The organism is Denitraticella aggregata (assembly GCF_048158365.1).
Classification (GTDB): domain Bacteria; phylum Pseudomonadota; class Gammaproteobacteria; order Burkholderiales; family Rhodocyclaceae; genus Azoarcus_F.
The window spans coordinates 249,709-263,067 of record NZ_JBLLNL010000001.1 but is presented as its reverse complement, the minus strand read 5'-3'; the positions used below and the strand labels follow the sequence as shown (position 1 = coordinate 263,067).

Here is a 13,359-nt window from a genome sequence, read left to right as displayed (position 1 = left end):
CCTCTGACGACGATCGGGCCATCGACGGGCACAGCCTGTCCGGGTGCGCCGCAACGATCCCGAATCCGCCACGATCCTCAGCCAGCACGACAGGAGCCGGACCGCATGTCGAACCACACGCCTGACGGCGCCGACGCCTACTATCGCTCGGGCACACCCGAGTATCGTCGTGCCAACCTGGCCCTGTCGCTCGGCGGCTTCACGTGCTTCACGCTGCTGTATGGTACCCAGCCCCTGCTACCCCAGCTGAGTCAGACCTTCGACGCCTCCGCGACCGTGGCCAGCCTGACCGTGTCCGCTGGCACAATGGCGATGGCCATGCTGCTGATTCCGTTCAGCCTGATGTCAGACCGCTATGGCCGGGTCGGCATGATGAAATGGTCACTGGTCGGAGCGACGCTGTTCGCCTGGTTGTCGGCGCTGGCGCCGAGCCTCGACTGGCTGGTGCTGGCCCGCGCCGGCGTCGGCGTGTGCATCGCCGCCCTTCCGGCTGCGGCGATGGCCTACCTGGGCGAGGAGGTGTCGCACGAGGCGCGTGCACGCGCGATGGGCATGTACATTGCGGGCAATGCACTGGGCGGCATGTTCGGCCGCTTCCTCGCGGCCACCGTCACGCAGTGGCTGGACTGGCGTTACGGACTGGCATCGCTCGGGGGGGTGGGCATCGTCGCATGCTGGCTTTTCTGGCGCACCATTCCGCCGGCCCGGCATTTCGAGACGCGTTCGCTGCAACCCCGCCAGCTCTTCGCGGATGTCCGCAAGATCTACGCCGATCCGGGCCTGCCATGGCTGTTCCTGACCGCCTTCCTGATCATGGGTGCGTTCGTCAGCATCTACAACTACCTCGGTTTCAGACTCAGCATCGAGCCCTATAACCTGGGGCCGGCCGCGATCGGCGCGATCTTCCTGCTCTACGCGGTCGGCAGCGTGTCGTCCGCGTGGGCGGGTCACCTCGCCGACCGGTACAGCCGGAGCGCGATCATGCTGGTGATGGTGGTCGTGATGGCCGTGGGCATCGTCACGACCGCGCTGTCGTCGCTGATCCCTATCATCGTCGGCCTCGCACTGTTCACCTTCGGCTACTTCGCGACCCATGCGGTCGCGAGCGGCTGGGTGTCGCAGCGCGCCGGCCAGCGGCGCGGGCTGGTGTCCGCGCTCTACCTGTCGAGCTACTACCTCGGCAGCAGCATCCTGGGCAGCGCCACTGGTCCGCTGTGGATCCATGCCGGCTGGAACGGCGTGGTCATCGGCCTGCTGGGCCTGATCGGGCTGGTGTTCGCGATCGCGGTGATGCTGCGCCTGCGCTGCGGCTGACACACGGATCACCCGCAGCACATGACGCGCTCTGACCACAGGAATGGATCTTGACCGAAAAATGAATTGAATGTTGACCTTCCCATGCTGTCAAGGTCTAGAGTGCGTAGGATCAACAGCATTCCTGCGGGAGCATGGCGATGAACAACACGACGATCGATGGCGAGGTCAGGATCCTGAATGTGGACGGCATGACCTGCGCTTCCTGCGTGGCGCATGTCGAGAAGGCCCTGCTGAAGGTGGACGGCGTGCGTGCGGCGAGCGTCAACCTCGCGACCGAGACCGCCACGGTCACGGTCGCGCCGGAGGTCAGCTTCGCGCAGCTGTCGGACGCGGTCACCAAGGCCGGCTACGAAGTCCGGCGTGACGAAGTGACGCTGGATATCGAGGGCATGAGCTGCGCCGCCTGCGTCGGGCGGGTCGAGAAAGTGTTGCGCCGCGTGCCGGGCGTCGTCGACGCGTCGGTCAACCTGGCCGCACGTCGCGCGCGGGTCCAGACCTCCGCGGCGGTGCCGATGGCCGCGCTGGTAGCGGCGGTCGCCAAGGCCGGATTCGGCGCACGACCCTCGACCGAGGTGTCCGAGGCGAGCCGCGCCGAGAGCGCGGAGGCGGAGCGGCACAAGCTGCAACAGGCGGTCTGGATCGCGGTCGCGCTGACGCTGCCGGTATTCGTGCTCGAGATGGGTTCCCACCTGATCCCGGGCATGCACGACTGGGTCATGACCCATATCGGGCATCGCGAGAGCTGGTGGCTGCAGGCCGTGCTGACCACGCTGGTGCTGTTCGGGCCGGGGCTGCGCTTCTTCAGGAAGGGCGTTCCGGCGCTGCTGCGCGGCGCCCCCGACATGAACGCGCTCGTGTCACTCGGCACCGGTGCCGCATGGGGCTACTCGATGGTCGCACTGCTCGCACCCGGCGTGCTGCCCGAAGGCACCGTGAACGTGTACTTCGAGGCTGCTGCGGTCATCGTGACGCTGATCCTGATCGGCCGACTGCTCGAAGCCCGTGCGCGCGGGCGCACCAGCGAGGCGATCCAGCGTCTGATGCGCATCCAGCCGCGTACCGCACGCGTGCGGCGCGACGACGAAGTGCGCGAACTACCGATCGACGAGGTCGTGGTCGGCGACGTGCTCGAGGTGCGTCCGGGCGAGAAGATCGCGGTCGACGGCGACGTCATCGACGGCGCCTCCTGGGTCGACGAATCGATGATCACCGGCGAGCCGATCCCGGTCGAGAAAACACCCGGTGCGACCGTGGTCGGCGGCACGCTCAACACGCGGGGGGCGTTCAGCTTCCGCGCGACCCGGATCGGCGCCGACACCGTGCTCGCGCAGATCATCCGCATGGTCGAGGCGGCCCAGGGCGCCAAGCTGCCGATCCAGGCACTGGTGGACAAGGTCACAATGGTGTTCGTGCCTGTGGTGATGGGCGTGGCGCTGCTGACCTTTCTGGTCTGGCTCATCTTCGGCCCCGAGCCGGCGCTGACCTTCGCACTGGTCAATGCGGTCGCGGTGCTGATTGTCGCCTGTCCTTGCGCGATGGGCCTCGCGACGCCGACGTCGATCATGGTCGCGACCGGCCGCGCCGCGCAGATGGGCGTGCTGTTCCGGCGGGGCGACGCGCTGCAGATGCTGCGCGACGCGGACGTGGTCGCGCTCGACAAGACCGGCACGTTGACCGTCGGTCGCCCGCAGCTGACCGATCTGGCGACCACTGCCGGATGCGAGCGCAACGACGTGCTCGCGGCCATTGCCGCCGTCGAACGCCGCTCCGAGCACCCAATCGCCGACGCCATCGTCCGCGCCGCACGGGAGGCCGGCCTCGCGATCGCCGACGCCGAAGACTTCGAGGCCACCGCCGGGCACGGCGTCCGTGCGCGGGTCGCCGGACGGCGAATCGAGGTCGGCGCCGATCGGCTGATGCACCAGCTCGGCATCGACATCGGCGTCTTCGCCGACCAGGCGGCACGCCTCGGCGACGAGGGCAAGAGCCCGCTGTACGCGGCGATCGACGGCAGGCTCGCCGCGATCATCGCGGTCGCCGATCCGCTGAAGCCCACGTCGGTGCACGCGGTCGAGGCCCTGCATGCGATGGGCTTGCGGGTCGCAATGATCACCGGCGACAACGCCCGCACCGCGCACGCGATCGCACACCTGGTCGGCATCGACGAGGTCGTCGCCGAGGTGCTGCCCGACGGCAAGGTGGATGCGCTGAACACGCTGCGCGGCGGTGACGGCAGCCATGGCGGCAAGGCGCGCAGCGTCGCGTTCGTCGGCGACGGCATCAACGATGCACCGGCGCTCGCCGCCGCCGATGTCGGCATCGCGATCGGCACCGGCACCGACGTCGCGATCGAGAGTGCCGACGTGGTGCTGATGTCCGGCGACCTGGCCGGCGTGCCGCACGCGATCGCGCTGTCACGCGCGACGATGCGCAACATCAAGCAGAATCTGTTCTGGGCCTTCGCGTACAACACCGCGCTGATCCCGCTCGCGGCCGGCGTGTTCTATCCGGCGGCGGGCCTGCTGCTGTCGCCGGTCTTCGCCGCGGCCGCGATGTCGATGTCCAGCGTGTTCGTGCTCGGCAACGCGCTGCGCCTGCGCTATTTCCAGGCGTCCCGGGCCCCGGCGGAAGCGGATCAGCCGCCCGCCGCGAACATCCCCGCCGCACGACCCGCAGGAGGCTGAAGCATGCTGAACATCGGCAAGGCCTCGGCCGCATCCGGCGTCTCGGCGAAGATGATCCGGTATTACGAATCGATCGGCCTGATCCCGGCCGCGCGCCGCGGCGAAAACGGCTACCGCTTCTACACCGACGAGGACGTGCACGTGCTGCGCTTCATCCGGCGCGCCCGGGATCTCGGTTTCAGCGTCGATGACATCACCGAACTGCTCGCGCTGTGGCATGACCAGGCGCGCGCCAGCGCCGACGTCAAACGCATCGCGATGGAGCATGTGGATGCGCTGCAGCGCAAGATCGTCGAACTGCAGGGCATGGTCACCACGCTGCAGTCATTGGCCGAGCACTGCCATGGCGACGCCCGGCCCGACTGCCCGATTCTTGGGGACCTCGACCTCGGTCCGTCGCAGCGGCCGAACGGGTGAACCGTCGCGTTCACCATGGGTTCATCTTCACCGGGGTAAAAGGGAGCCTTCACAACCCCTGTATATCCGCAATCGACAAGGAAAATCGAAAATGAACAATCGCCAGGCCCGTTCCGTCGTCGCAGTCAGCCTGATGGCCGCATTTGCCGATGGCCGGCAGGATCCGGGGGAACGCGAGCATGTCCGCAAGGTGGCCGAATCGCTGAGCGGCGAAACGGACATCGATTTCATCGCGCTCTACCAGGACGTACTGCTCGGCCGGCTCGATCTGCAAGGCGCGGTGGACGGGTTGGACACCCCCGAACTCAGAGATCTCGCGTTCGAGATGGCAGTCGGTGTGTGCGAAGCCGATGGCAGCCACAATACGCAGGAAACCGCCTTTCTCGACCGGCTCACCGGCCTGCTCGGACTGGACCGGGCCGAAGCGGAGAACTTCGTCCTGAATGCCGAAGCGGTCGCGGAATCGCCGGTGAATGGGGCCCTGGCCGAGATTCCATCCGCCGTCCGACCGAATCCGGCCGAACTCGACCGCATCATCCTGCATGCGGCGATCCTGAACGGTGCGCTGGAGCTGCTGCCGCAGTCGATGGCGTCGATGGCGATCATTCCGCTGCAGGTTCGGCTCGTCTACCGGATCGGCCAGGCCCACGGTTTCGAACTCGACCGGGGTCACATCAAGGACTTCCTGGCCACGACCGGCGTGGGCATGACCGGGCAGTATGTCGAGCAGCTCGGCCGCAAGCTCGTGGGCGGCGTGCTGGGCAAGGTCTTCGGGGGGGTCGGCCGGGCCATCGGCAGCCAGGCGACCGGCTCGGCCTTCTCGTTCGCCACGACCTATGCGATCGGTCAGGTCGCGAACCGCTATTACGGCGACGGGCGCAAACTCGACACCGCCGCGCTGAAGGCTACCTTCGCCCAGATGTTCGAACAGGCCAAGACCCTGCAGTCGCGCCACACCCAGGACATCCAGGAACGGGCACGCACGCTCGACCTGAAAAAACTCACCGCCGAGCTGCGCGCTTAGACGATAACCGCGCCGCGCACGCTGAGTTTTCCGACCATTTCGTCGCCCCGTTCGCGGGGCGTCGTCTTCATCGCAGCGAGAGCCCCATGCCGAAGATCCTGTTTGCCGCGACCGACCCGCGGCCCGAGCGCTGGACCGGCGCGATCGAGCGCGCCTACCCGGAAGCAGACGTGTTCGTCTGGCGGGACGACGGCCGCATCCACGACGCCGACTACGCGGTGGTGTGGCATCCGCCCGCCGCGCTGTTCGCACGCGAACGCCGGCTCAAGGCCTTGTTCAACCTCGGCGCGGGTGTCGACGGCCTGCTCGGTCTGGACGCACGTCCTGCCGGCGTGCCGGTGATCCGGCTCGAGGATGCCGGCATGGCGGTGCAGATGGCCGAGTTCGTGATCCATCAGGTGGTCGAGCGCACGCGCGACATGGCGGTGTATCGTGCCCAGCAGCGCGATCGGGTATGGCGGATTCAGCGTCCGATAGACCGGGCGCAATGGCCGGTCGGCGTGCTCGGACTCGGCCAGATCGGCGCGCGGGTCGCGAAGTCGCTCGCAGCGCTGGACTATCGTGTCGCGGGCTGGGTGCGCAGTGCGCGTCGTGTGGATGGCATCGAAATCTTCGATGGCAAGACCGGCCTGCAGGCGATGCTGGCGCGCACCCGGATCGTGATCAACACGCTTCCTCTGACGGACCAGACCCGCGACCTCATGGACCACGCCTTCTTCTCGGCGCTGCTGCCCGGCGCGGTGGTCATCAACGTCGGGCGCGGCGAACACGTTGTGGACCAGGACCTGCTGCGCGCAATCGCCGAAGGTCGGGTCGCAGCCGCCACGCTGGACGTGTTCCGCGAGGAGCCGCTACCGCCGGAGCACGCCTTCTGGCGCACCCCACAGATCACGATGACGCCACACATCTCGGCCCGCACTCTGCGCGACGCGACCATCGCGCAGATCGTCGCGAAGATCCGAAGCATGGAGGCCGGCGCCCCGGTTTCAGGCGTGGTCGACCCGGCCCGTGGCTACTGAAACGCCGCGCAGGGTTTTTGTGTGACCTGGCGGCGGCTCGAGGCGATGTAACGCCCAGCGGCCGGTATATTGGCAAGGAACACAGATGTTCCGTGCAATTAAAGTCGAAAACTCCGTTTCAGCTTCCACGCGGGTTTCACGAAGGCCTCGCTCGACGCGCGTCAAGGCCAAAGTCGAAAACAACGGGGAGCAAGGCAGAAGCTTCGCGCAAGCGCTGCGCAATATAGTCGAAAACGGCTCCGTTACTCGAACCGTATTGACGAGTCGATCTCCCATCGTGATCAGAGCCACCGCGGTCTTCCCGTTACGACCCGTTGCAGTCAGAGAGATTTCCGCAAAGCTGCCGCTCAGCCAGACGGGCCTCACGCGAGTTTCGCTTCCGGGAAGCTGCCGTTCGTGACCTCGCACTCCCGGCCGTTAGCGGGCGGTCACTGGGGAAGTGTAAGCGGCTGAGTCAGCCGTAAACCTGACGTTCGGAACCGGTCTTCGAGATCGATAGCGAGACTGCGACCAGGGAGTCTCTGAATCACACTGTTCGGCGCGGGACGGAAAGGGTTGATGGAAGTCCTGGAGCGCAGCCGTTGCGCGCGCCATTACGGGATGTGGCGTTGCCAGCCATTGTGTTCGCCAACGAACAGACCCGCGACTCCGGGTGAGGCATTTTTCCAGATCATGAACCCGCAATTCGTCTGACCGACATTTTCTACCGTGAAAAAGGAAACAAACGTGACTCGTGAAGTACCAAAAACGGTTGCCGGTCAACTCAAGACCCATGTCGAAGCTATGGCTGGTCAGGTCGTCGACGTTAACCCGGATGCATCATCCAGACACCTGCACAACGGTCGGGACACACTTCTGCCACCGGCTGACCTGCACGGAAGCTATGTCAACCATCGCCCGCTTCCAACCGAGGGCATTGCAGATCGCCAAGCCTATATTGTTGGCAGCGGATTAGGCGGCCTGACTGCTGCCTTCTTTCTGATCCGCGACGGCCATATGCCCGCCGCGAACATCACCATTCTGGAATCCCGAAACATCGAGGGCGGAGCGCTCGATGGGGCTGGCAATCCAGAGGATGGTTATCTCGTCCGTGGCGGCCGCGAGATGGAGCTGAGCTATCAGAATTTCTGGGATGTGTTTTCGGAGATCCCCGCACTGGAGTTGCCCCCGCCGTTCACGGTTCTCGACGAGTTCCGGATCGTGAATGATGCCGACAAGAATTGGTCGAAAGCGCGGCTTATGGAGAAACAGGGCCAGATCGGCGATTTCTCGACCATGGGGCTCAGCAAGTTGCAGCAGCTTGAGCTTGTCCGGCTCTTTCTGGCACGAAAGGAAGATCTGGACGACATCACGGTAGAAACCTGGTTCAGTGAAGGCTTTCTGAAGACCAACTTCTACACGTTCTGGCGCACCATGTTCGCTGTTCAGAATTGGCATTCCGCTCTGGAAATGAAGCTGTACATGCATCGTTTCCACCATCTTCTGGATGGGCTGAACGACATGACCTCTCTCGTTTTTCCAAAGTACAATCAGTATGATAGCTTTGTCCGGCCCTTGATGGCGTGGCTGAAAGACCAAGGGGTCAGGATCCAGTACGACACGATCGTGTCTGACTTCGAGATGGACATCAGCGGTGAAACGCGGACCACCACCGCAATCCTGTGCCGCACCGGCACCGGTGATCAGACGATCGAGGTCGGCGCGCGGGACCTGGTGTTCGTGACGCTGGGTTCCATGGTCGAGGATACTGCTTTTGGCGACGACACATCCGTGCCACAGCTGCGCGTGAACGCGGCTGACCCGGATGTGGGCGTGGCGAGGAAGCTGTGGCAGAACCTCGCCCGGAAATCCCCAAGTTTCGGACGGCCCGAGAAATTTTTCGGCGATGTGCCCAAGACGACTTGGGAATCTGCCACGCTGACCTGCAAGCCGTCACCCTTGGTCGACAAAATCAAGGAAGTGTCGGTCAACGATCCCTATTCCGGCAATACGGCGACGGGCGGCATCATCACCTTCACCGACTCCGCCTGGCTGATGAGTTTTACGGTCAACCGCCAACCCCACTTTGTCGATCAACCATCGGATGTGATCGTCCCATGGGTTTATGCGTTGCTGATGGACAAGCCCGGAGACTACGTCAAAAAGCCGATGCCGGACTGCACAGGCGTCGAGATACTGACCGAGTTGTGCTTTCACCTTGGCCTGATCGATCAGGTCGAGGAGGTGATCGCCGCTACAAAGGTTCGCACCGCGCTGATGCCCTATATCACTGCGCAGTTCATGCCCCGCGCCCGCGGCGACCGTCCATGGCCGGTCCCGCAAGGCTCCACCAACCTCGCCTGCATCGGTCAGTTCGTTGAAACTCATAATGACGTTGTCTTCACCCTGGAAAGCTCGGTGCGGACCGCGCGCATCGGCGTCTACAGCCTGCTCGGGATCAAGAAACAGGTGCCCGATATCTATCCCGGTCAATATGACATCCGCCGCCTGCTGCGCGCGACTCGGACCCTGAACAATGACCAGCCGTTCTTGGGCGAGGGCCTGCTTCGGCGTCTTCTGGGGGGGACCTATTTCGAAAACATCCTCCCCCTTGGTAAGGATGAAGTGCCCGCCGATTTACGCAAACACAGCCTGTTTGAAGACCAGATGACCGAACTGCGGGCATTTGTGAAGGACAGCCACACGTTGGACATCGCAAGAACGTGGGTTCAGGGCATGATCAATACTATGCGCGGCCGTCGTTGACATTGTGTCCGCCATTGTCCGCCGGTCGATCCCATCTTCAGATCTGAAAAGAACCCGCATCATGCCGCAATCCGACAGAGTGAACCGCAAGTTCGTGCTCGCCGAGCGCCCCAAGGGCGAGCCGGACGACACCACCCTTCGGCTTGAAACAGAGGACATCGCGACCCCCGGCAAGGGTCAGATGCTGCTGCGCAACGAATACCTTTCGCTGGACCCCTACATGCGCGGCCGGATGAGCGATGCGCCGTCCTATGCTCCCCCGGTCGAGATTGGCGCGGTCATGATCGGTGGCACCGTCGCGCAGGTCGTGTCCTCCGATGTGAATGGCTTCGCGGCAGGCGACTGGGTGCAGGCGTTCGGCGGCTGGCAGGATTATGTGCTGTCCGACGGCACGGGTGTAATCAATATGGGAAAGTCGCCCGAAAATCCGTCCTGGGCGCTCGGTGTGCTGGGGATGCCGGGCCTGACCGCCTGGGCGGCCCTGACCCGGATCGGCCAGCCGAAAGCAGGCGAGACGCTCGTTGTCGCCGGGGCCAGCGGTCCGGTGGGGGCCACGGTGGGACAGATCGGCAAGATCCTCGGACTGCATGTTGTCGGTATCGCGGGCGGGCCTGAGAAATGCGCCCATGTGGTCGGCACTCTGGGGTTCGATGCCTGCATCGACTACAAGGCAGACGGGTTCTCGGGCGCGCTGAAAGCGGCGGTTCCTCACGGCATCGACATCTATTTCGAGAATGTCGGTGGGGCGGTGTTCGACGCTGTGATGCCCTTGCTCAACACCTCGGCCCGCATCCCGGTCTGTGGCCTGATCTCGCAATACAACGCCACAGCACTTCCGGACGGCCCAGACCGGATGAACCTGCTGCTGGGCACGATCCTGCGCAAGCGCATGACTGTGCGGGGTTTCATCGTCTTTGATGACTTCGGCCATCTTTACCCTGAGTTCGCCAAGCAGATGGGCGCATGGATCAAGGCAGGAGATGTCCAATACCGCGAGGAAATGATCGAAGGCCTTGAACTTGCCCCGGCGGCCTTCGTTGGATTGTTGAGAGGCGAAGCTTTCGGCAAACGCGTGATCAAGCTGACCGCCTGAAGTACAAACAGGTTAAAAGGCACCAACCTTATGAAAATTCTCATGGTTCTCACGTCGCATGACAAACTCGGCGACACCGGCAAGAAGACCGGTTTTTGGCTCGAGGAATTCGCCGCACCCTATTACGTCTTCAAGGATGCGAAGGTCGAGGTCACGCTCGCGTCGCCCAAGGGCGGCCAGCCACCGCTGGATCCGACCAGCGACGCGGACGATGCCCAAACCGAGGCGACGAAACGCTTCAAGGACGACGCGGCGGCGCAACACGATCTGGCAAACACTGTCGTGCTGTCCACGGTATCAGCGGAGGATTTCGATGCAGTCTTCTATCCCGGCGGCCACGGCCCGCTGTGGGATCTCGCCGAAGATGCCGACAGCATCAAGCTGATCGAAACCTTCGCCGCCAACGACCGCCTGATCGCTGCAGTTTGCCACGCCCCGGCGGTGTTCAAGCACCCAAAAGGCCCAGATGGCAAGCCGCTGGTCGCAGGCAAGACCGTGACCGGGTTCACCAATACCGAAGAAGACGCCGCCGGATTGACCGAGGTGGTCCCCTTCCTCGTCGAGGATATGCTGAAAGCCAACGGCGGCATTTATGAAAAGGGCGCCGACTGGACGTCTTTCGTGGTGACGGATGGCAAACTGGTCACAGGCCAGAACCCGGCCTCGTCCGAAGAAGCGGCGCGCAAGTTGCTGGGCCTGCTTTGACCAGGTCGGTCGTGGCGAATATCCGGTGATCGGAAAATAATGACGCACACAACTCGGCCCCGCCCAACTCCGCGGCAAATAACCGTGGTTCTGCCTCGGCGATAACAGCAACCGTCGATGAGGCCCTCCCAGAAAAGAGTCCCGGGCTGAGTTGTGTGCGTTGCAAAGGGCGTGATAGCGCGCCCCGATCTCATTCCAGAACGCCATAGTTAGAGGAGGGGCGCCGTCAGGTCCAGCGCCGCCTTGTAGATCGGCAGATGTTCGTAGCGTGCCATTTCAGCAAACCAGGCGCGCCTCAATAGCGATCGGTGACAGCGTTGAGCGGTCGTTCGACCGGCCGCTCGTGCCAGAGGGGGAAGGGCGGTTGATGGCCGGGTCCAGTCACTGACTCGATTACAGCTCCAGGGCAGCGCCCTTTGGCCGACTGCTTCGGTGTTCTCGACTTTATTGCCACGTTTTCGACTTTAATGGCAAGGAACACAGATCGCCTTTCACGGCCGCGCTTACTCCACCGTCACCGACTTCGCCAGGTTCCTCGGTTTGTCCACATCCGTCCCCTTCACCAGCGCTGCGTGGTACGACAGCAGTTGCAGCGGGATCACGTGCAGCACCGGCGACAGCATGCCGTAGTGCTCCGGCATGTGCATGATGTGCACCCCTTCGGTTTCCAGGATCTCACTGCCGGCGTCGGCGAAGACGTAGAGTTCGCCGCCGCGGGCGCGGACCTCCTGCAGGTTGGACTTGAGCTTCTCGAGCAGTTCGTCGGCCGGCGCGATCGCGATGACCGGCATGTCCTTGTCGACCAGCGCGAGCGGGCCGTGCTTGAGTTCGCCGGCGGCATAGGCCTCGGCGTGGATATAGGAGATCTCCTTGAGCTTCAGCGCGCCTTCCATCGCGATCGGCCAGTGGCGGCCGCGACCAAGGAATAGCGCGTGGTGCTTACTGGCGAAGCGCTGGGCCCAGCGCTCGATCTCGGGTTCGAGCTCGAGCACCTTCTGCACCGCAACCGGGAGATGACGCAGCCCGTTCAGCGCGCGTGCTTCCGCCTCTTCCGGCAGGCGCCCGGCCGTCTTGGCCAGCGCGAGCGTCAGCAGCGCCAGCGCCGCCAGCTGCGTGGTGAAGGCCTTGGTCGAGGCCACGCCGATCTCCGGGCCGGCACGGGTGATGAAGCGCAACGCGGCTTCGCGCACGATCGCCGATTCGGGCACGTTGCACACCGCCAGCGTGCGATGCATGCCGAGCGCCTTGGCATGCTTGAGTGCGGCCAGCGTGTCGGCGGTTTCGCCCGACTGCGAGATCATGACCACCAGCGTGTCGGGATCGGGGACGGACTCACGATAGCGGTACTCGCTCGCGATCTCCACCGAGCACGGCAGCTTCGCGACCGACTCCAGCCAATAGCGTGCTACCAGACCGGCGTGGTAGCTGGTGCCGCAGGCGATGATCAGCACCTGGCGCACGCCGGCCATCACGTCGGTGGCGCGGCTGCCGAACAACTGCGGGCTGATCGAACCGCCGCCGGCGATGATCTCGAGCGTATTCGCGAGGGCCTGGGGCTGCTCGAAGATCTCCTTCTGCATGTAATGGCGGTACTGCCCGAGTTCGACCGCATCGGCTGACAGGTTGGAGATGTGGATCTCCCGCTCGACCGGCGCGCCATCGAGTCGCACGATGCGGTAGCCCTCATGGCGCAGTTCGGCCAGATCGCCGTCCTCCAGATAGATGATCTTGCGCGTCACCTGCAGCAAGGCGGCGGTGTCGGAGGCAGCGTACATGCCGTCCTCGCCGATGCCGAGCAGCAGCGGCGAACCGCGGCGCGCGACGATCGCGCGGAACGGGTCGGCCTCGGACACGACGCCGATCGCATAAGCGCCGACCAGTTCGTTCGTCGCGAGCCGGACCGCGTCGAACAGGTCGGGCACCGCGTCCAGCTTGCTGTGGATCAGGTGCGCGATGGTTTCGGTGTCGGTCTCGGACTCGAAGACGTAACCCCTTGCCTCCAGCCTTTCGCGGATGCTCTCGTAGTTCTCGATGATGCCGTTATGCACGACCGCAAGGCCGCCCGAGATGTGCGGATGCGCATTGCGTTCGGACGGCACGCCGTGGGTGGCCCAGCGGGTGTGCGCGATGCCGATGTGCGCGGACAGCTCGGAGGCGTTCGCAAGCGCCTCCAGATCGGCCACCCGTCCGGCCGAGCGCAGCCGCTTAAGCCCCTTGTCGAGCACAGCGACGCCAGCGGAGTCGTAGCCCCGGTATTCGAGCTTGCGCAGGCCCTCGAGCAGGACGGGTACGACGTTTCGGGTCGAAATCGCGGTGACAATGCCACACATGGCTTTCTCCGGGTGCTCGGACGAG

Annotated in this window: 9 protein-coding genes; 8 read left to right on the top strand and 1 reads right to left on the bottom strand. The window is 64.3% G+C overall.

Annotation, left to right across the window (positions count from 1 at the left end; translation table 11 throughout):
- Positions 1 to 105 precede the first annotated feature (105 nt).
- The 8 genes from ACKVEX_RS01235 (at position 106) to ACKVEX_RS01200 (ending at position 11,004) form a co-directional block, all read left to right on the top strand.
- Positions 106 to 1,314 carry an MFS transporter gene (locus ACKVEX_RS01235; RefSeq protein ID WP_473213856.1) on the top strand — a complete coding sequence of 403 codons (1,209 nt, stop codon included), beginning with the start codon at positions 106 to 108 and terminating at the stop codon, positions 1,312 to 1,314.
- 140 nt (positions 1,315 to 1,454) lie between these two features.
- Entirely contained in the window at positions 1,455 to 4,001 is a 2,547-nt protein-coding gene (locus tag ACKVEX_RS01230) for a heavy metal translocating P-type ATPase (protein ID WP_473213855.1), read from the top strand.
- A 3-nt stretch (positions 4,002 to 4,004) separates the two neighbouring features.
- Positions 4,005 to 4,418: a Cu(I)-responsive transcriptional regulator gene (gene cueR / locus ACKVEX_RS01225; RefSeq protein ID WP_473213854.1), complete on the top strand. Its 414-nt coding sequence runs from the start codon at positions 4,005 to 4,007 to the stop codon at positions 4,416 to 4,418.
- 91 nt (positions 4,419 to 4,509) lie between these two features.
- Positions 4,510 to 5,442 carry a YcjF family protein gene (locus ACKVEX_RS01220; protein ID WP_473213853.1) on the top strand — a complete coding sequence of 311 codons (933 nt, stop codon included), beginning with the start codon at positions 4,510 to 4,512 and terminating at the stop codon, positions 5,440 to 5,442.
- A gap of 86 nt (positions 5,443 to 5,528) precedes the next feature.
- Positions 5,529 to 6,461, top strand: a complete 933-nt coding sequence (locus ACKVEX_RS01215; protein ID WP_473213852.1) for a 2-hydroxyacid dehydrogenase — start codon at positions 5,529 to 5,531, stop codon at positions 6,459 to 6,461.
- A 708-nt stretch (positions 6,462 to 7,169) separates the two neighbouring features.
- Positions 7,170 to 9,206 carry an oleate hydratase gene (locus tag ACKVEX_RS01210; protein ID WP_473213851.1) on the top strand — a complete coding sequence of 679 codons (2,037 nt, stop codon included), beginning with the start codon at positions 7,170 to 7,172 and terminating at the stop codon, positions 9,204 to 9,206.
- A 79-nt stretch (positions 9,207 to 9,285) separates the two neighbouring features.
- Positions 9,286 to 10,299: an NADP-dependent oxidoreductase gene (locus ACKVEX_RS01205; protein WP_473213850.1), complete on the top strand. Its 1,014-nt coding sequence runs from the start codon at positions 9,286 to 9,288 to the stop codon at positions 10,297 to 10,299.
- A gap of 30 nt (positions 10,300 to 10,329) precedes the next feature.
- A complete protein-coding gene (locus ACKVEX_RS01200) occupies positions 10,330 to 11,004 on the top strand; it encodes a type 1 glutamine amidotransferase domain-containing protein (RefSeq protein ID WP_473213849.1) in 675 nt (224 codons plus the stop codon).
- A gap of 503 nt (positions 11,005 to 11,507) precedes the next feature.
- On the opposite strand, the gene glmS is transcribed toward ACKVEX_RS01200, so the two are convergent.
- The gene (gene glmS, locus ACKVEX_RS01195; protein ID WP_473213848.1) at positions 11,508 to 13,334 is read right to left on the bottom strand and encodes a glutamine--fructose-6-phosphate transaminase (isomerizing); all 1,827 of its coding nucleotides are present in this window, start codon (positions 13,332 to 13,334) and stop codon (positions 11,508 to 11,510) included.
- Between the last annotated feature and the right edge of the window lie 25 nt (positions 13,335 to 13,359).